The 20,629-nt window shown below is 40.1% G+C and carries 14 protein-coding genes; 1 reads left to right on the top strand and 13 read right to left on the bottom strand.

Annotated features, from left to right (window positions below):
- Positions 1-43 precede the first annotated feature (43 nt).
- The 8 genes from NC99_RS10495 to NC99_RS10465 form a co-directional block, all read right to left on the bottom strand.
- Complete coding sequence (locus NC99_RS10495) at positions 44-1,090, bottom strand: FecR family protein (RefSeq protein ID WP_053183413.1); 1,047 nt, start codon at positions 1,088-1,090, stop codon at positions 44-46.
- 126 nt (positions 1,091-1,216) lie between these two features.
- Positions 1,217-1,894 carry an RNA polymerase sigma factor gene (locus NC99_RS10490; protein ID WP_053183411.1) on the bottom strand — a complete coding sequence of 226 codons (678 nt, stop codon included), beginning with the start codon at positions 1,892-1,894 and terminating at the stop codon, positions 1,217-1,219.
- 164 nt (positions 1,895-2,058) lie between these two features.
- Positions 2,059-4,272 carry a glycoside hydrolase family 97 catalytic domain-containing protein gene (locus NC99_RS10485; protein WP_053183409.1) on the bottom strand — a complete coding sequence of 738 codons (2,214 nt, stop codon included), beginning with the start codon at positions 4,270-4,272 and terminating at the stop codon, positions 2,059-2,061.
- Positions 4,265-5,296: an aldose epimerase family protein gene (locus NC99_RS10480; RefSeq protein WP_157624771.1), complete on the bottom strand. Its 1,032-nt coding sequence runs from the start codon at positions 5,294-5,296 to the stop codon at positions 4,265-4,267. Before NC99_RS10480 ends, NC99_RS10485 begins: the two co-directional genes overlap by 8 nt.
- Positions 5,297-5,541: 245 nt before the next feature.
- Positions 5,542-6,336 carry an AraC family transcriptional regulator gene (locus NC99_RS10475; RefSeq protein WP_053183405.1) on the bottom strand — a complete coding sequence of 265 codons (795 nt, stop codon included), beginning with the start codon at positions 6,334-6,336 and terminating at the stop codon, positions 5,542-5,544.
- A gap of 90 nt (positions 6,337-6,426) precedes the next feature.
- A complete protein-coding gene (locus NC99_RS10470) occupies positions 6,427-7,422 on the bottom strand; it encodes an SDR family NAD(P)-dependent oxidoreductase (protein WP_053183403.1) in 996 nt (331 codons plus the stop codon).
- 278 nt (positions 7,423-7,700) lie between these two features.
- On the bottom strand, positions 7,701-7,916 hold the full coding sequence (locus NC99_RS21885; protein ID WP_157624769.1) for a hypothetical protein: 216 nt from the start codon (positions 7,914-7,916) through the stop codon (positions 7,701-7,703).
- Between the two features lie 46 nt (positions 7,917-7,962).
- Positions 7,963-8,397 carry a DUF6573 family protein gene (locus tag NC99_RS10465; RefSeq protein ID WP_053183401.1) on the bottom strand — a complete coding sequence of 145 codons (435 nt, stop codon included), beginning with the start codon at positions 8,395-8,397 and terminating at the stop codon, positions 7,963-7,965.
- Positions 8,398-8,768: 371 nt separating this feature from the next.
- Between NC99_RS10465 and NC99_RS10460 the strand changes: the two genes are divergently transcribed.
- Positions 8,769-13,181 (top strand): AAA family ATPase, encoded by a 4,413-nt coding sequence (locus tag NC99_RS10460; RefSeq protein WP_053183399.1) that lies wholly within the window; start codon positions 8,769-8,771, stop codon positions 13,179-13,181.
- On the opposite strand, the gene NC99_RS10455 is transcribed toward NC99_RS10460, so the two are convergent.
- The 5 genes from NC99_RS10455 to NC99_RS10435 all read right to left on the bottom strand — a co-directional run bounded on the left by NC99_RS10455 (position 13,178) and on the right by NC99_RS10435 (position 20,548).
- Complete coding sequence (locus NC99_RS10455) at positions 13,178-14,053, bottom strand: DUF7281 domain-containing protein (RefSeq protein ID WP_053183397.1); 876 nt, start codon at positions 14,051-14,053, stop codon at positions 13,178-13,180. The genes NC99_RS10460 and NC99_RS10455 overlap by 4 nt on opposite strands.
- On the bottom strand, positions 14,043-17,657 hold the full coding sequence (locus NC99_RS10450; RefSeq protein WP_053183396.1) for an ATP-binding protein: 3,615 nt from the start codon (positions 17,655-17,657) through the stop codon (positions 14,043-14,045). Before NC99_RS10450 ends, NC99_RS10455 begins: the two co-directional genes overlap by 11 nt.
- A 1-nt stretch (position 17,658) precedes the next feature.
- On the bottom strand, positions 17,659-18,237 hold the full coding sequence (locus NC99_RS10445; RefSeq protein WP_053183394.1) for a condensin complex protein MksE: 579 nt from the start codon (positions 18,235-18,237) through the stop codon (positions 17,659-17,661).
- Between the two features lie 11 nt (positions 18,238-18,248).
- Positions 18,249-19,478: a hypothetical protein gene (locus NC99_RS10440; RefSeq protein ID WP_053183392.1), complete on the bottom strand. Its 1,230-nt coding sequence runs from the start codon at positions 19,476-19,478 to the stop codon at positions 18,249-18,251.
- Positions 19,479-19,621: 143 nt separating this feature from the next.
- A complete protein-coding gene (locus NC99_RS10435; protein ID WP_204374964.1) occupies positions 19,622-20,548 on the bottom strand; it encodes an SbcC/MukB-like Walker B domain-containing protein in 927 nt (308 codons plus the stop codon).
- Between the last annotated feature and the right edge of the window lie 81 nt (positions 20,549-20,629).

The following is a 20,629-nucleotide window of genomic DNA, read 5'->3' as shown; positions in this document are numbered from 1 at the left end:
ACTCCGGTTTTTTGTTAGGATGTATTCATATCCGTTTTTGTGGTTAACGTTCCTTAAAGCGCAACTTAACTTGGGTGCCCTGAAGGCTGTAGTCAATGTTCTCAGCAAAACTGATACTTTCCAACACGACCGCCAGAGGCTTATTTTTAAATTTCCCGTTGACTCTCCATTCATCTCCCGGATCTCCTTCAACCTCAATTTTCACTCCGTACCAACGCTCAATTTTTTTGACAAAATCGTTAAAATCACTCCCATCAAAGGTTAACTCACCTTCTTGCCAGGACAGATCGTTATCGCTGGCTTTCATTTTGATAGCATTATCGCTTTTGGCCATCAATTTCTCACCGGGAATCAAAGTAACGGCTGACCAGGCTCCCGAAGCTTCGTTTCTAATCTCAACTTTTCCTGATTTTAACGCGACAGCTACAATATCCTCATCCTCGTATGCCTTCACGTTGAAAGACGTTCCCAACACTCTGGTCGCAATTCCTCCGCTTCTAACGACAAAAGGCTTTTCGGGAATCCTCGTCACATCAAAAAAGGCCTCTCCAACAAGCAAAACTTCTCGTTCGGCATGAAAGTGGGAGAGATAAGACAACGTACTACCCGAATTCATTATTACCTCGCTACCATCGGGTAGAATAACCGTCTGTTTTTCTCCATATTTTGTTGAAACAGTAAGCATTTCCGCTTGCGGCTGAATGAGTGAATCATTCACCTTTAAACTAAAGTACCACACCAAACTACCCACCGAAAAAAATAGTAACAGGATGGCAGCAATCCTAGTCCAGTACCGAGGCGAAGGTATCACTCTGAATTTTGGTTGCTTGTATCGTGGAGAATAGTCTCCTTTTTCAATTTTATCAAAAACACGAGCAAATCGCTCTGCCGAAGGAGGAATGGAATGAAAATGAATGGAATTTGCTAACAAACAGGCTTGTTCAAGTAATTTTATCTTTTCAGGAAACTGGGCACGCCAATTGCTCCAAAATTGATCCAATTCAGGTGTAGGGTTCTTAACCCAGCTTATAAACCGATCGTCTTCAAAAAAATCTTCAACCTGTTCAAAACTGTATTCTCGTTTCTTCATACTTTTCTTGACTGCTTTTATTTTATAAGGAGCAAACCCCTAAAATGACATCAAAAAAAGCAAGATTTTTAATGGAAATTAATCTCACAGCTGATTTTGAAGGACAAACAGCGTTAAAACATCACTTTAAGCGAACACGTTGAAGAAAAAGATGCCCCTAAAGTTTGTTTTCAAACGATCCAGTGCCTTGTAAAAAATATTGCGAACAGAACGAACATGATCAAACCCCATGATTTCCCTTATTTCTTCATAAGAGAGTTCTGCGTAAAAAAGATAGTATAAGACTTCTCGCTGCCGAGTGGTAAGTTGTTCCACTGCTCTCGATAGTTTTAAAAGCTGCTCTTCTTTGAATTGTTTCTCAATCAACAACGCTTCCTCTGGTAATACAATCTCAAAGTCCCTCTGTCCTTCGGCTGGCCCAAGGGTAACTTTATCCAGCTTTTTTCGGTATTCTATAATTCTCCTTTTGAGCGATTTAAACAGGTAAAACTTTATCGAAGTGTTTTTATTGGTGAGATTTTCTTTGCTTTTTTTTAGATCGATAAAAAGATCCTGCACACAGTCTTCGATCAGCTGTTCATTTCTGGCAAACTGGCGCCCATAATTAATTAAGTCGGCAAAATATTTCTGATACATAAAAACGTAAGCCGCTTCGTTACCTTCTTTAAAGGCCAGCCAGACCTCTTGGTCAGACTGATTTAAAAGTTCGTCGAAGTTATCATTCACCACTTCTGATTTATTATTACCAAACCTCTTCGACTTACCAAGAGCGTTCAAACTATGGTTCCCTCCAAACTTGGACATATAGGTTGGTTAAGTTCCCGAATATAGATAAATATTGACCTTTTCCAAAATTACTCATAACAGATCATTTTAGCGTGCATTATATATTATATATAAGTCGGAAGACTGACTGATAGGTGATCGACCAGCACTTTCATCTGAAACAATACTTCTCAAAAGTGCAGCTACTTAACAAACTTTTGCCTCATTCTTGCATCGGTGATTTCTACATCAGCAACATATGTTCCGTGGTTTAAATGGCCTATATTCACCTGCAACGACTTCTGATATGCTGGAATTTCTCTGGAAAAATGAAGTCGCCCCAAGAGATCAAAGATCTTAATCTTTCTGATATCCTCCGGCGATTCGATATTCAAAACCTCTCTGTCGAAATTAAAGAACAAATTGAGTTCTCTTTCTTGTTCCAAGTCACTGGTAGAGGTAGGTACAGCCTTCTTTAAATACATCGCAAGTCCTCCACCGCGCGCCAGATTGAAATCCAAAACCGCCTGACTCGTAACTTCAATTGTCTCATAACCAATCGCCTTCGCGTCTTGTTCTGTTTGCACGTTATCCCGGTATACTTCTACTGCAAACGTTTCATCGGTTGGCAAGAAGGAAAAATCTATGGTTATGCTGCGCGACTCATTATTTGTCATGGCACCGACATACCAATCGTTGTCCTTCTTACGGGCTACGACCGCAAACTCACCAATCTTCCCTTCCAGCGGCACTGTTTGATCCCATGTCGTTGGTACTTTCTTGAGAAAGTTCATGGCTACCATGTTTTTCCGGTATTCAACCGGTGAATCGCATAAGTACCCCAAGGGTTGATCAAATAAGACGTACATCGCTAACTCATGAGCCTTTGTCCCCATCGTCATTGGAATGCCGTGTGGGACTGGCTCAAACTCATCATCATGCACATTCCGCATCGAGCCCGGAGTGTAGTCCAATGGTCCGGCCAGCATCCGGATAAAAGGGAATTCTGTATGATAAGTCGGATTTGGAGTCCGGTCCCATTTGGCACATTCGGCTCCCCTCACCGCTTCGAAGTTGACAATATTCGGATAGGTCCGGTGTAAGCCTGTAGGTTTTGGACACCCATGCAGAATTAGTAATAATTCGCGTTTCGCACATTCATCAGCGAGTTGCTCCAGCCAATCAATCGCTTCCTGATCGTCCCGTTCAATCAAATCAATTTTCACTCCCGCTGCGCCAAAATTTTTAATTTGTGTCAATCGATCCGGATTTTCGATCGGTAGGTTGATAAAATCCCAAACAATAACTCCAACGTCTTTTGAAGCTGCATAACTACAAACCTGGGCGGCGTAATTCGTGCTCCAACCTGCATCCATTGTAATGTACTCCATGTCAAATTCTGCGGCAAAGTCAATATAGTATTTGTACAAGTCAAAGCTCAAATTATTTAGACCTGACTCAACTTGATCAGTTTCCAAAATGGCATCGTGCCACCATTCCCAAACCGATTTTCCCGGTCTTATCCAGGAAGTATCCTCCAGTTTCGAAGCAGTAGCCAGCTTATAAACCAGTTCATTATTCAACAAATCCTTATCATCTTCATTAACAATGATCACTCGCCAGGGGAAACTACGCGTTCCCTCAGTCTTCGCTAGGTAATTCTCGCGCTCCAAAACCCGGTGATATGCGTAAACGTCATCGGGATCGGATACGGTTTTGGGATAATGCGCCCATTTACCCTTGACTGCGCCTTCTCCAATCGGCTGCAAATACAATCCGGGATAACTATACAAATCAGACTCAGCAATGACGATATTGACTTCTTCATTTCGAAATAAAGCTGGCGTGACACAAAACTGTTCCTGATTTATTTCAGCTAGAGAACTATAAGTATCATACGCCCTTTCCCATGAGCGCATCGTAGGATCTGCTGTTGGGAAAACACTACCGACCGGATCTCCAAACACAAAATTCGCTTCTTCTGATTCAATAAAAATTTCATGGTCAAAATAAGTCTTAAAGCGGTAAGCCACCCCCTCATTGTATGCCCTAAGGATCAAAGCATAATTGCCTTCAAAGACAATGCTTAGTTCTTGATAAGAATTTGCTAACTCCTTGTTTTTTCCCAGAACAGGATAGAGTGTTTCGTCAATATTCACAACATCTGTAGTCTTCACAACTGGTTCATTCCCCAGAATGGTTCCACTGGCAAGATGCAATGCAATGGATGACGCCTTGATAATCTCGCGTCCATTGTACGCTACGCTATACGTCAAACCCTCGCCAACTTCCAAACTCAAGGTTAACATCTGATTGGGTGACTTCACTGAAAATTGTTCTGCCCGACTTATTGCAAAAGTACAAAGCAAAAGTATGGCAATGCTAAAACTACCTAATTTCATTTCAATTCTATTCATGATTGGATTTTAAGTCAAAGTGGTAACTGATTTCTTCATTGTACTCTGATCCTACCTTCAACAACGTACTTGGAAAGTTCGGATGGTTCGGGCTATCGGGATAAAGCTGGCACTCGATGCATACTCCATCATAAGGTTGGTATTTAACTCCGTGGCTACCCGGAACACGGCTTTCAAGAAAATCGCCTGTATAGAATTGAATTCCGGGATAACTTGTGTAGACCTTCATCTGGCGTCCCGACTTCTCATCCTCCAGCAAACATGCAGGCTGACCAACCCCTTTTTCTTCGAACACATAGTAGCTATTTATACCTTTAAAGCCAGCAGAATCCAAATTCATTTTCTCTGCGATTCGTTGACCGCTGAAAGCCAACTCACCGGCAGGAACAATTCGTCCCGTAGGTATAAAGTCATTCGTGCATTCGATGATCCGCGAAGCTTCCATTGTTAATTTTTGCTGAAGTCCGCTTCTCGCCATTGCAGACAGATTAAAGTAGGCATGGTTGGTTAAGTTCAAAATCGTTTCCCTTGTCGAAATGCCTTGAAACCGGATAGTCAACTCCTGACGATCACTCCAACGGTAATAAACCGACAAATTCAATGCCCCGGGAAATCCGCCTTGACCATCCGGACTATTCAAGTTAAAACGGATTTCATCAGACAGCACTTCTGCCTCAAACACTTGAGTGTTGAATCCTGAGAAACCCCCGTGATTAGAATGTGTCCCGTCATTCTCATCAAGCCTGAACACCTCATTTCCAATGCGAAAACGAGCATTGGAAATTCGGTTTGCAAAACGGCCAATAGTTGCCCCCATATAACAATCGTCCTTTAAATACCCATCAAGGCCAGAAAATCCAAGCACAACATTGCCCAGCAGTCCGTTCAAATCAGGTATTACCACTGAAACCAGGGTTGCCCCATAATTCGTCAGCTCAACGTAACTCCCGGCATCGTTCATCAACCGATACAGCTCCACCTCCTGGCGGTTTAGCTCTCCTATTTTTCTTTTTTCGATTTTCACACCACATTTTTTCCCAAAGTCAATGCCAAAGTCAGCATGCCACAATCATTTTCAATTGAATAGTGTTCCTGAAAATTCACGCAGCATACCCATTTTTTAATAAGGGTGAAAAACTGAAAATGACATCATTCTTTAGAAACTTTTCTTTGCAGAAATAGAAAACGTCGATAATAATTTCTCCGGCACAAAAAGGCCTGCTGCTTAACGAAACCAACAACAATGGCCCACCCTTACTGGCAGTCAATTCACTGTCTTCCGATCAACTCAGTAGGCGAATAGCCAAACTGTTTTTTAAAGGCGTATGAAAAATGTGACAGATTTTCAAAGCCTACTTCGTAGCAAACATCAATAGGCTTACTTTTTTTTTCGACAAACTGGTAATGGGCCAGTTCCAGCCGTTTCCGGGTAAGCCATCGTTGTGGTGTCGTGTTGAATACTTTGCCAAAATCCCTTTTAAAAGTCGTCAGGCTGCGCCCTGTCAGATAACTGAACTTTTCCAAAGGCAGATTAAACCGAAAGTTCCTCTCCATATAGCTCGCCAGGTCTATTTTTCCCGGCTCTTCAAAGTTTGCCAAAACATTGTCAATGCCGTGGTCAATAGCCCTGAGAATACTGATCGCTTCAGCAATCTTCAGCGACGCAATAGTCTCAGGGAGGTCTTTCATTTCGAAATAAGGAATCAGCGACGAAAGGCAACTTTCCAACAATGGATGATTGCTGTAGCGAAGAATTTCCGACGACACCAACGCTTTTGGCTTTAAATAGTCAATCAACTTTTCTTTCGAAAGATGCATGACAACTGTTTTATGCGGTTGTCCATCTTTGGGATAATTAATGATGGTAGCCAACTGGTTCCGGGGAATTAAGAAAATATCACCTTTTCTAAAGAAGTAGGTGGCATCAGCCTGAACGATCTTTGTTTCACCCGAAATGAACCAAACCAACATGTGGCAGTCAAACATGATGTCCGACTTAAAAAAATTGTCCTCATAACAGGAAAGTTTAATATCAGGGGTAATATATTTTGCTTTATACTCCATGGCTTTGCTTTTTTTAACGTCTTCCCTTAAAGAAAAACAATAAGTTACAAAAATGGATCGCGCCGTATTTATTTTTACTGTCAGCTTCCATTAATCAACATGAAATGGAAAACCTGTCATTTCTTCGCTCAAATTCCACAGCCGCTTGGCATTGGCTTCATCCAGCGAATAAGGTTTTACACGGCCTGTAGAAGATGCATCCAAAGCCAGTTCGGCAACATCTGCATCTTCGCAATACACACCGCCCAGATCGCTCAGCATCGGGCTGGTTGCACACCAAACCGTTGTTGCCGCCCCTTGAGGAACTGTTTTTAACGATGCAGCAACTTCAGGAAAAAGATTCCCTTCGGCATCGCAAAAGCCCATTTGCTGAAACAATTCCAACGAGGCCTCCCTTGCCAGTTCGGTGCCATTGATAGAACCTGGGTGAAGTGAATAGGCCCTTACCTGAAATGCCTTAGCCCGGCTGTCCAGTTCGAGGGCAAACAGATTGCTGGCTGTTTTTGATTGTCCGTAGGCCTTCAAAGTTTCGTATTCCCGGTGAAGGAAATTGGGATCATAAAAGTTAAATTCTCCGAATTGATGACCTTGGGAAGATACATTGACTATCCGGGCTCCACGTGCTTTTTTCAGGGCGGGCCACAGCCGTGCCGTGAGTTGAAACTGTGCCAGGTAATTCGTGGCCAATTGAGATTCGATACCGCGGCTGTCCCGGCGCAGCGGCACCCACATAATGCCTGCGTTATTGATCAGCAAATGTAAGGGTCTTCCCGACGCCAAGAACCTTTGGGCAAATACGTCAATGGAATCAGGGTTCATCAGATCCATCGTTTCCAACTCCACTTTCTCAACAGATTGTAGATTCACTTTGGCCTTTTCAGTATCCCTGGCCGGGACAATCACTGTTGCCCCCGCTGCAGCAAGAGTCTTTACAGTTTCCAGCCCAATGCCTGTGTTGCCACCTGTTACTATCGCTATTTTTCCCGTTAGATCGATGCCTTGGATGACATCGTTTGTTGTTGATACAGCGTTAAATCCAGAACCTATCGGTTTCTGCAACGCACCTTGGTAATTACTTTGTTCCATGTCTATTAATTTTAAATGTTTCGTTGGAACAAATTTAGATGGGTTCATGCTTCGGCATTTTGTTCAAACGTCTGAATTTGCTTTGTTCAAACGTCCAAAATCGGTTTTTTTTCCCAACAAGAATGATCATATTTCACCAGACTACCCGACGTTTCAATCAAGGACAACTGGAATACTGTATGAAGTCTCACTCATTATATTCTGAAGGCTAAAATTCGACATGCTATTGAAAAACATAGAACGAACAAAAAAGGAGCACTCGGCTCCTGTGTCTCAACCTAAAACGGATTTCCCCTTCCGGCATAAACATCTTCATCGGCCGCAGCCGAAAGAAAACTTCGGAATTCCGGTTCTCCGCAATCAGAACACAGTAGTGTGCGGGTTCGTGGCCAGTAATACGCTACAGTACCACGAGGCAAACGAACCTGGCACTTTTCGCAGTAACTTGGATAACGTACCGCAATTTGTCTTGGATCATCTTTGTATCTCATCATCAATACCTCCTATTTGTTTTATTCTGACAACAAACCTCAGAATTGATTAATCTTCAAATGGTATCATAATGAAAATCGCAGGTGATGGATCATCAAAATCACGGGCTGTTATCAAGGCTTTAAGCGTAACTTCCCGCAACAGTCGGTTCGATCTTTCCGCTACTTTTTCGTTGGGTTCCCAATTACCGATATCCGGCAGTTGGACCAATAACTCAAAAAGCAAGTGGGAAGAAGATTCCTTCCGGGCGAATAAGGCGAACATGAACAAAACATCCCATAACCGGCCTTCCTGGTCCTGATGGCCTTCCATTCCTTTGGGAACTTCAACATATTTGTGCCAAACTGCACGGGTCAGGTAAACCGGATGGCGGATGGCAGCCTCCTGAGAAATCTTCTGATCAACTTGGATCAAAAAACCATCATCAACGGCTTGTTTTGTAGAGTAAACTGAAATGGGTTTTAAACTTCTGAAATCATTCATAATAGATCGCTGCTGCCTTACAGACTTTTTATGGCATCTGGCACGCCGTTAAACTTAAATTTTTGGCGTACCACATTGAGCTGTCCCGGATGAAGTCAACGAGGTGCATGTCAGGTTTTTCGAGCGGAGAGCATGTATGATTTAGAAAGGGAAAAGCTGAACGCATCCGAAGGACGGTTGCCACGAAAAGCAACCGCCCCTTTACCGTTCCGGGAAGCGATCAATAACTTTGACTAAAATTTGAGTGAAGAGTGTAGCATCTATTTATAGTTAATTTTATAATTGATCATGGGAGTAAGGATATTTGTTATTTTTATGAGACAATATTCTATCGTTAACAAGCAAATGATAAATGATATAGACATAATCTTATGAATGAAGCCATAAGTCCGATTGGTTCTAATATTAAGCCTCCAATCAGAACCAATCTTCAATATTTGCCAACAGAAGAATTGCCATGGGAAGATTTTGAACAACTCTGTTTGAATCTTGTACAAACGGAATTCTCAATATGGGATAGTGAAAGACTAGGGAAGACTGGGCAGAACCAACAGGGAATTGATATTTTTGCTCGACATAAGGATGGAAGATATTCAGTATATCAGTGCAAAAAGTATAATTATTTTACTAAAAAAGATTTAACTAGTGCAATCTCAAAATTTAGAGAAGGAAAATACTTCCTTAAAAGCGAGAGATTCTTTATATGTACAGCTTGTCCCCTTAACAGTAACCAAATACAAGATGCATTTGAAGAACAAAAGGCCTTACTTAAAAATGATGGTATTGACCTTATTAAATGGGATAAAATCCAATTATCAAGGATATTGAAAGAACATCCAAAAATTGTCCTGGATATTTTTGGCTCTGAGTTTGTAAAAGCTTTTAATGGATTAGAAGCATTATCCACTACTTTTTACATCTCTGATTCAGAAATAAATAGTCAATTCAGAACAGCTTCCGGAGAGCTGTATAATATCGATAATAATTTCCCAAATCTACCTGGCTCTCATATTGTAAGAAAAGAAACTGAAGAACTCTATAATTGGATTTTAAAAGAACTAATCGAAGAAGAATCCAATATCGCCGTACTTGCAGGTAGTGCAGGAACTGGTAAAACGGTTATATTAAAAGACTTAATCGATATATTAGGAAAAGATGACATTCCCGTACTCGGGCTAAAGGCAGATAAGAAAATATTAAACGCAATTAATCCCGAAAAATCTGTTTTGAACTCAGATGCAGATATTCTTTCAATGTTTGAACAACTACTTTCAAAGCATGAAAATGTTGTTCTTCTTGTTGACCAGATAGATGCTTTATCTCAATCCCTTTCAGCAAACAGGGAACAAATCAGAGCATATACTTCCTTAATCGACAAAATTTCATCGAACGAAAAAATTCGTGTCATTATTTCATGTCGCATTTTCGACCTGAATCATGATATGGAACTAAGGCAGTATTTAAATAAAAAAATAATCAAAGTATCACTACTTTCAGAAAAAGAAGTAGAGGATGTTCTTTTTCAACTAACTAAAAAAAGTGCAAAGTATCCGAAGGATTTTATTGATTTATTAAAAACTCCACTACATCTGGACGTGTTCTGTAGAATCTTTAGCGATTCACTCTCAATAAATGAAATTAGAAACCTGCAAGACTTGTACAATGCTCTTTGGAATCTGAAGATCAAGGAAGTAAGGCAAAAAGTAGATATCGCCCCTGAAATTCTTGAATCAGTGTTGTATAATATTGCTAACGAAATAAATGAGCGCCAGGAAAATTTAAGTGTCCCTGTTTTGCTGTTTAATAACTTTTACGAACCATTAAAATATCTAAAATCCGAAAATCTTATTATTGAGAATAACTCTGGCCTTCAATTTTTTCATCAGTCTTTCTATGATTACACTTATGCGAGAAATTTTGTTGAAAAAGAAAGTGGAAACATTTTTGAATTTCTGATCAATCAAGCACACCAAGGATTATTTATCCGGTCAGTAACCAAACAGGTTCTTGCTTATTTAAAGCTTTATAATTACAAAGAATATATTGAGCAATTGAAATCTATTATTTTCTCGGATAAAATAAGGTATCATATTAAGCTCTTGATAATTGAACTTTTATCATTTGAAGAAAATCCAAAAACTGGAGAGTTTCAGCTAATTACTTCAATAATTCCATACAATCATTTTTTAGCACAATCATTTTTTCATTCTATACCGGGGATAACATGGTTTACCTTTTTTATCCGAAGAGAAGAAATATTGCTTGATCTTATAAATAATGGTGATGATCAAATCAGAGATACTGTTACCCGGTTTATTGTATTTTCGGGAGATAATGATATTGAAAATGCGATTCATCTTTTGAATAAAATAAAAGATGAGAATAGCAGAGGGAATCTTATCTGTTGGATACTATACAGGACAAAAGAATTCTCACTGCCAATTGTGACGAATGCTTATTTTTCTATCGAAAAGGATTTCATAAGAAATGACAGAGAAAGGCTGCATATACTATGTAACGCTATAAAATCAAATCCGGACTTTGCCATTGATGAAGCAAAAAAGATCTTTTTAAGCAATCTACCTGATTGGGTAAAGAAAAGAAAGAGAGAACTGGGATTTCATTCTGAGGAATCGGAATTTGTAGATTTTTGTGAAAACCTCTACAAAGAAGCTCCTATCAAAGCATATTCATTTTTAAAAGAAATTGTTCTTTGTTTGATTGACAAAACCATTTTTGATCATCCATATTTGGAATACAATGTATTACGCGAAGATTCTGCTTTTCAGGAATACAATCCTGACATGTACGAATACCACAAATACCTGAACTGGATTATCGATTATTTGCATAAAAATGAAAATAATGTTTTTGTAAGAAATGAATTGGCTGAGTACCTAAGTTCCAAACAGTCAACCCAAATCTTTATCGCGCTTCAGGTCTTAAACCATAATCCACAAGCTTTCTTAAGTGACATATTTTCATTGTTGGTGAATATAAAACTTGTTGAAGACATACTTCTCATAGAAGACTTAAAGTACTGGTATAGAGCCCTAATCAAAAATTCATATTTGTTGTTCTCAGACACAAAAAGAAAAAAGCTAAATCAATTCATCCTGACTTATTTTACAAAAAAGGATTTTGATCCTGATCGGGAATACAAAAATCAAAGAACAAAATACGGGGCATATAAAAATAAGTTTTATCCGCTACCATTCTGGGGATATGATCAATGGCTTTTACTCAATTCAATTCCAGCCGAAGAAATTGACATAAATAGTTCATTAAAAGTCAGCATGCTTATGTGGAGCAGAAGGTTTAAAGGATGGAGTTATAAGAATATTAAACCGAACCACAGCGTAACCATGGCAGGTACATCTGGTGGACTTGTTTCGAAAGACAGGTATGAATTATTTACGTTAAATCAATGGACTCGGTCATTTTCAAAATACGATATTGAAGAACACCACTATTATAATAGAAGATTTTTTAGTGTTGATGAACATGCCAATGCATTTAGAGATATAGTTAAAAAAGATCCTAAAAAGTATTTCACTTTTATATCCGAACTGATATTCAAAAACGATGCAAATATCAGGTACCAAATAAGTGGACTTGAGGGACTAGTTGAAGGTGAATTTGACGTGAAAGAAATTCGGGCTCTTTATTCTTTACTTATGAATCGGGATATTAACGAAATTTATCGCTATACATTCCTAGACTTATCCAAATACTTTTTAAAGAACTCTGTCATTGATCAGGAGCTTATCGAGTTTTGGGAAAAATATATCGAATCACCATTTGAGAATAAAGACAGTGGGTATATTTTGGACAGCAGGGATAAGAATGAAAGTAACGATAAATTGTTTAGTGAAGGATGGCGTACAATAAACGCCCGTGCGATTAAGTTACTTGTCCGATTATCTGGGTTAAAATCTTATACAGAATATGTTCTTAACTATCTGTTGAGCATTTGTGATTCCCTTCCAATACAATTAAGACTTGTCGTACTTCACAGTGTTGACAATGGTTGCGGTTTTAATAGCGATCAACTTAAAAACATATTTATTCGATACACAAAAGAAGTGAGCTCAGAAGTATATACAGTGTCCTCTGCCCTGTTAAATCATTTGTTTTTCTGTTGTTTCAATGACATTTTACCTTTTATACAACAAACAATCTTCTTGCCCTCATCTGCAAAATCTTTGGGAATATATCTGCTATATGGGTGGTTTTATGGAAATGAAAAAAGTAAAGAGCTTTTGTTTGAATTGCATGAAACTCATCCTGCTTCCATAGGAGAATCTATAAATCAAGCTTTTAGATATCTGCATGATGAAAAATACAAAGAAAAATGTTTATATGTCCTTAATCACTATGTGAATGATCAAAGAAGTGATATTAAGGATAGTTATTCTTCCGGCTTCCATCATTTAACCCCTCATAACCTTTTGTCTGTGAAAAACATTATAAAACAATTCATTGCTTCCAGTAATGAAGAGCGACTATATAGTCTTTATAGTTTTTTGTTTGACTGCTCAAAAGATTATCCAAATGAATGTATCGAGTTTTTACATGATATTGATTTTAAAAGAATTGCCCAAAGAAGGCATGATGTCGAGGATCCGATTAAGTTACTAATGTTGTCCTATAATTCAATCCGAAAATATGATTCACTGGATGAAAATCTGGATTTTGCCATGGATGTTTTTGATGAGTTGCTTCAACAAATCAACTCAAAACCTGAGATTGACAAAATATTAAAGGAATTGGATTATGACTAATATTTTTGGCGTTCTAATGTCAGCAAGCGCTCCTGCTCTAACCCTTTTCGATATTTGTTGAGTACGTCAACCAGCTGTTCTGTTTCCGGGTATTGGCAAGGATCAATATTTTTGAGCAGGTAATTTTGCTGGTCGTAGAGTTGGGTTAAACCATATTGATGAATGAGCCGCTCAATATTGGGCGGAAAAAAATAATTACAGCGGTGACCCGGCAACTGTTTCCGGTATTCATGAATATAGATGCTCAAACCTGCCGGATCAAAATCGCCAAAATGCAGGTAATTGTTTGAAATAGTCTGAAGCCACCTGTTCGGGCTGGTACTCATATACCGCATGATGACGACCAGTTCTTTTTGAGGAAAAAGGTGGGCTAACTTTTCAAATTTTAAAAAACACTCTGGATTTTCAACCCCGACAACCAAAGCCGTTTTCGAAATCTGCAGGTCCTCCGGCTGATGAATAAACAACTGGATACCCTGAGGCTGCGGTTGAACTATTTTGCCTGAAATTCTAATTTCTGAATTCACTTCCTTTATAAAAAATCCTTGTAAACTTCCACTGCGAAAAGTTTTGGTCGATTTGGAAGCGATCAGAGAGCTTTCCCCATCGGAGGTGATGTTTTCAAACTCGTTGATATAACCTTCCAACGAAAGAACGTCATTTTGTATCCGCAGGTAGTTCTGCAAAACCTCGGCGTTTGCACAAAAATAAACGGATCGTCGATTTCCTACTGGCTGCTTTTGTAGAACGCCGTCTTCACAAAACTGCTTCAGCAAACTTTTTGCTTTAATCTCACTCGGATTCAGTTGCTCGCCATTTTGTAAGCGAAGCAGGCAGCGGGCAAATGACAAAGGCAGCGGCTTAGAGCTCATGGCTGATCAGTTTGGTAATTCCGGTTTTATTTGAGTCACGGTTTTTCCGGAATATATAGATATGCCTGTAATCCTGCTCGTTGTGCGAATTTGGCGACCCGTTAATCAGGCGGATATTCCGTTCACCTGCAAAAGTGATTAACCCGGTAACATTACTGTCGTGCAGAATCCCGACTTCATCGATCAGGCAATGCAAAATGGTGTTGGTTTTTTGTTTGGTTCCATTGCTTTTGAAGATATGCAGCAGGTTGATGTAGATCATCGACTTGACCAAAACGTCCGTTCCGTTTGATCCCACATTGGCCAAACGGCTAACCCAATTGGTATCATTTTCGTTTTCGCGGATCCGGAATTCCAACTCAAAGACATCCTCCAGCTTCAGCACCTTTGTTTTTGCCTGCCCAATCTGTGAAAGCAGGCTTTCCAGTAACTTCACTGCTTCGTCGTTGTTACCGCCAGGACTCCCTTGGCTGAATAAATTAATTTCGCCATAATTGAGGTTATTCTCAGATTGAAACTTCCTTATTTTCCGCAAAAGCTGGATGATTTTATTGGAACTTTCTTGTATGCGCATTTCAATACTTTTGACAACACCAACGAAGTTTGATTTCTTAAAATCACCATTGATTCGCTGAATGACCTTCGAAACATCTTCTTCTTTTTGAAGCAATTCGTTCGTTTCGTTCACAATATTTGCCAGTACCATGGCATATTTTCGGGTCACTTCAGTTTTAAAATCTACAATCTTTTGTTCTCTCACAAACTCTTTTAGGTTCTCTGCAAAAGCTCGATATTGCAGGTTACCGGACAAACTGGTTTCAAATCCCAAACAGTTGTCCGGATTGAAATAGCCTGAAAATTCTGTGATTTTTCCAGAGAAGGATTTGTCATCCTTTTCATATTCCAGTGCCAGGTTCTGCAATTTGCGGATGTTTTCCTCACAGTTCGATTGCTCAGCGCTGTCGTGATGTTCGATAAAGTTCTGCAGTTCGGCAAATAACTGGCTTTTCTTGAAAAAATCAAAGGCATTTAACTCATGTCGAATCTCCTGAATTATTTTTGAAGTTTGAGCTATTTGTTCCTTCAATGACTTCAGTTCGGCTTTTTCTTTGCTGACCCGATTGTTATGAAGCTGTTGCAGGTGTTCCAGCTCATTTTCCAAAGCTTTTCGGTTTTGACGGAATTCATCCAGCTGGTCGATGTATTCCTCACAATCTTTGTGGTACCGAATAACCATAGGATAATTTCGCTCAATCTCCTTCAATTTTTTTCTGATGCTTTCAATTTCGGTTTCCAATCGGCGTATTTCCGCTGTATCCACGCCTTTGTCCTTCAAAACGACATTGCGTTGTTCTTCCAGTTTTTTGACCTGAATGCCAAATTTTTCAGTGATAGATTTTTTACCTGATGTTACTTTATCGCCCAATTCTTTCAACTCGCTATTGATCTTACTCTCTTGTGCCCGTCTCCTTGATTCCAGTTCACGGATGTCGTTTTTATAATGTTCCTGTGTCTTTTCGATGAAATCCATAATTTCCTGTCTTTCAGCTTTCAGCTGATGCTTTTCATCTTCCTTTTTCTCCAATTCCTGACGCTTCTGCAGTTCGGCTCTTCCTTTCAGTTCATTCAGCGTGATCTGGCATTTTTCAAGATCGATAGCTGTTTTTTCAATCTGATAAGTACAGTTTGTAACCTCAGCGTTCAACTCAGCTATTTTTTTGTTGTATTTCTTTTGATGCTTATCTTTTTGATCCTGAATTTTCTGTTGGTGTTGCTCCAGCAGTTTGTTTTGTTCTTTCAGCTTGGTGGTAAACTTCTCGAGTTTGAGCTCCAATTCCGACTTGGAAATTTGTATGGACTGAAGTTGTTCCAGGTTTAGGTTCACACCATATAGGCTATCGCCCGAGGAAACGAAGGGTTGTAAATTGTTCTGTAATAACACTTCTCTGGAGACAACTTTCCCGATTGATTGGTTCCAATCCGGTTTGTTTTGTTCCAGAAATTCCAAAAACGAACCAGATAAGCTTTGCAGTTCCGAATTCAACATACTAATTTCTCCTTCCAGCGTTTCCTTTGTCAGGGCCAACGAAGCCTGTTCCTGGCTGTTCGTGAGATTTAACAGTTCCAGCTCCCGTTCACCCTCTTTCACCGTATTTTCTTTTTTAATCTCAGCAACCGATTTCTGTGCAAGCAGGTCTTGTCTTGCTTGAAGAAGTTCATGCTGCTTCTGACCCTGTTTTTCCTGTTCGTCCTTTAAAAACAGGCTCTTTTGTATGGCTTCAATTTGGTGACCAATATCCCGGAGTTTTGTATCAGCAATTACCCTCTCCTGCTTTTGTTCGTCTAGCTTCTGGTTGTGATCTGCCGTAATCTGTTCCTTTTTCTGATAGAATGAAGCGGTTGTATTCGCTAAGTCTTGTTGCCTTTTTTCCTTGTCTTTCGATAGGGAGCGTTCAAAATCAAGTAGCTGTTGCTGACATTGCATTCCTAGCTGCTGTTTGTCGGTCTGATATTGATTTTCCACATCTTTCATACTGGAAGTAAGCAACTTTAGTTGAGCTTCAAATTGGGATCGCCCGGCTTCATACTCCGGCTTCTTTTCATTTTCTGCCAGAACGTGCTGGATGTTTTTCGCAGCGTAATCTTTGGCTAACTGGTTCGCTTTCTTAATATTGCTTCTTACTATAGATAACTTATCCTGTATTCGGCGCCGATTCACTGAGAATTCTGCACCAATCCGATCTATTTTTTCCTGTTGATTTGAAGACTCAGTGGTCAGGCCCGCGAGCTTATCTTGCAACTCGCGTTCCTTTTCATTGGCCAAATTGTGCGAAGCACCAATTAGCCAGGCCAATTCCTTCTTTCCTTCTTCCATTTGAAGAAGCTTGCTGTACTGGGAAACGATGTTCTCCGCCTTTTTCTCATGGATCAGGTATTCTGAAACATCACGGTAATCATTCCGGGCTGTTTCAATATGGTGTCGGTTGGCATCGAGGTTCAGTTCGAAAGGGTCGTCACTCAGTGAGTTGATGATGGTTGTTTTAATGAAGCCGCCATCAAGCGACGAGTTAAGGAAGATATTGGATATCGTTCGCGGAATGTTCTGATATGCGGGATTTTGCAAAACATGGAAGCGGCTCATGGCTTTATTCGCACCATAAATAATGTCGCGGTATTCTGTAAAATTGTAAATGGGGCGGTGAACCTTGTATCCCCGCTGGTTCGATTTTTCAATCACTTCGCTTTCGGGTAAAGCCCGCTGGTGATCGATGAACAGTTCGCGGTGATAAGCCCCATCAATAAACCGGAAACATAAGCGGTTTTGCTTTTTGTACAGCCAAATGCAAAAGTTTCGTTTTCCTTGGCTCACTTCATAAACTACATAAGAATCGGCATAGGGAAAATAGTAGTCGCTGAACGAGACTTTTTCCTTCGAAATGCCCAGCTTTCGGGCATCGGCATTATAGAAAAATAGGATTGCCCGGAGTAGCGTACTTTTGCCCGTTCCTTGTGTTCCAATAAAGTTGATATTGCCATCCAGTTGAAGTTCGTAAAAATCAACTGTTGCACTGTTGATCAGTATTATTCGGTTTAAATGATTCATTTTAATCTAATTCGTTGGATTGATTTTCCCCATCCTGAATATTCACAGCCATGACCATCTTTTCCATGTAGTCCCACGAATCCAGGATTTTCCATGTTTGTTCCATTTCGTTTTCCAAATCAACAAAGCCTTCTTTTTGCATTTCTTTGATCAGGTCGTTGAGCATTTCCTGGTAATTTTTCCCGGAAGTCGAACGTTTCTGCAAATCCGTCAACTGTTCTTTTAAAGCGAGGTTGATGTCAATCTGATTTAGGATATCAAAAAGCTTGAAACGCGCACCCCTGCATAAATCTTTCCGATAGCTTGTAAAAAATGCCAGGATATCCAGCCAGCGCAGTGCCTTTTCTATTTTATTTTCCACATTTTGATTGCTTTCATTCGGGCGGGAGAAATAGTAATAATTGTTCCCGTCTTCGAGTTGATAGCCGATTTCCCTGAACTTCGGCTCAAGATCCTCAAAATTCTCTTCGACGTATTCATACAAGTGACGGCGCTGCGAATCAATAGCATTGGAGCAAATAAATTGTCCTTTGCTAAGGATGTCGAATATTTCTGCCGTTCGATAACTGGAATCTATCATGGAATGAGCTGTTAAAGGTTTTGACTACTTTGAGTGGCGGCTTGTTTTGAAGTTAATACAGGATAAATGAGTGCGTACTCCAAGTTTCCAAACTTGTCGGTTTCGTCAGTAAAAACAAATTCTGCTTCAAAAAGTGAAGCCAGGCGGCAATACAATCGAATGCGTTGGCTGGTCGAAATCTCCTTGGGAAATTGATGGTTCATAACAAAAGAAAAAAGATCTTGGTTTTTGCCCATAAAAATCCGCTTCAAAGCATGTAGGTTGATCGTATCTTCAATTTTTTCCTGGCTACTAAAAGCTTCATCAGAAATCTCTCCGGCAATATTTTGCTCTAAAAGTTTCTGGTTCTTTAGTTTGTTCCGCACCTTAAGGATCAGTTTCTGCTTTTCTTCCTCATTTAACAAATCCTGGATCGAAAGCCGGGTACGGAACCCTTCTGATTTTTTCAACGGAAGGTCCCGGTTGGTTTCCACCATTCGATAGAAGTTGGTCTGTTCTTTCAGGTAATGTTTATCTCGAAGCATTTTCAACCGCAATACTTTCTCGACAACCTGAACCCGCTTTTCGATGAGGTTGAGATATTCTATAATCTGTTGTTGTATCTCTATAAGGTTATGGATACTGTCATTCAGCGTGCGTCGTAGCCGATGAATGATGAGCTGTAATTCAGCATCGGCAGCAGTTTTAAAAAACAAATCATCTTGCAGTACCCGCTCCACCGCTTTAATCACCCCTTCCAGCGCATCACGTTGGTTCCTGACATCTGTTAATTTCTCCTTTTTGATTTCGAAATTTGTTTCCGTCTTGTAGGTTTCATCCGTATTACTGCGAAGCGTCTTTACATTTTGTAGCGTGATCTGATTAATTCCTCTTAAATGCTTTTTGATTTTTACCAGATATTGATCCCGCTTATTGGCTTGATTCTCTTTTAAATAATAAGACTGATTTTTCTTAATCTGATTCAGGTTCTCCTGGATATACAGGACATGTACGGTCTCATCCACTTCGAGAAATTCTTCGAAAAATTCCTGCAATCGCGAATCAAGGCTGATCTGGCCCTGGTTGCGGAAGAGAAGATCAAAAGCCGCCAAGCGTTCCAGCTTCTCGGTATCGTGATCCACCAAAGGCAAGACCATTTCCTCCTGTATGGAGAACATGCGCTTATCAAACAAAGCCGAGAACAAGTTTCGGTACTTGTAAAGTTCTGCAAACAGGGTTTCTATTTTATCAAATTTGGCCATTCAACAGGGTTAGTCCGCTAATAATAAGTACGTCGAGTATAAATTCTGTAATTTATTTTGATCTTCGAATTTAACCAGAAAAGTCTATTCCCCAATCGTTCTTGTAATTAAATATGGTCATTGAATTCACTTCATTCGAACTATTACTCCTTCCAACTGGCGTGAATCAAACTTCCTGTTTCGTCCTGATTCTCTATCCGAAGGTGAACATCTATTTCCTGTTGCATCTCTTCGACGTGAGAAATGACACCAACAATGCGGTTTTCTTTTCGTAGTGACTTCAAGGTATCAAAAACGATGGACAAAGACTCTTTATCCAGGGAGCCAAAACCTTCGTCGAGGAAGAAAAAGTTCTGGTTCGATTCCGTAATCTTCTGAATATTATCAGCCAAAGCTAAAGCCAGCGACAGCGCTGCCTGAAACGTTTGTCCGCCCGAAAGGGTTTTCACACTGCGAACCTTGCCGCCATTCATAAAGTCGCGCACTTGGAAGTTGTTTTCCGGGGTAATCTCCAGGCTCAATTTCTGGCGCGTCAGTTGAAAAAAACGGTCGTTGGCTGCGTTGCACAAGTTTTGCAGGTAGACCGACGAAATGTAATTAACAAAACCGCTTCCCTTAAACAAGGATTTCATGGTGCGAATATTCTCAGCCCGGAGGTTCAGTGCTTCCAACTCCTTTCGAAGGGCCGCCTGATTCTCCAAATCTTGCTGAAGTTTTTTCAGCAGCTCAGTCAGCTTCCCGAACTCCTGGTGTTTTTGCTGCGACAGCTCAGCCAGCGCGGCAATTTCAGCAAGCAATTTTTTGTGCAATTCCATGTCATACTTCCGGTCGCCAATTTCTTCCAGCAATTGTTCCTGTTGCCTTTTAATCAATGTGAGCTGTTCCCTGAATCTGGCCAGCTTTTGCTTCGCTTGTTCCAAGTCCATTGGCTGCGCCAGAATTTGTTTGACTTCATCAAGGGATTGAAATTTAGATTTTTCCAACTGAACATTGATCTCGGTGACTAACTTCCGGTTCGTTTCCTTTTCCTGCTCCAGTTCTTTCCGGTTGGCCATCAATCCTCCTGCCAATGTATCTCTTTGTTTTCGCAGGTCAGTACCTTTTCAGGCACACGGGTTGAGCTTTGATCGACTACCAGGTTGGGCTCGGTG

Source organism: Sunxiuqinia dokdonensis (genome assembly GCF_001270965.1).
Lineage (GTDB): Bacteria > Bacteroidota > Bacteroidia > Bacteroidales > Prolixibacteraceae > Sunxiuqinia > Sunxiuqinia dokdonensis.
The sequence above is the reverse complement of the archived record's forward strand: the minus strand, read 5'-3'. Positions and strand labels throughout refer to the sequence as shown.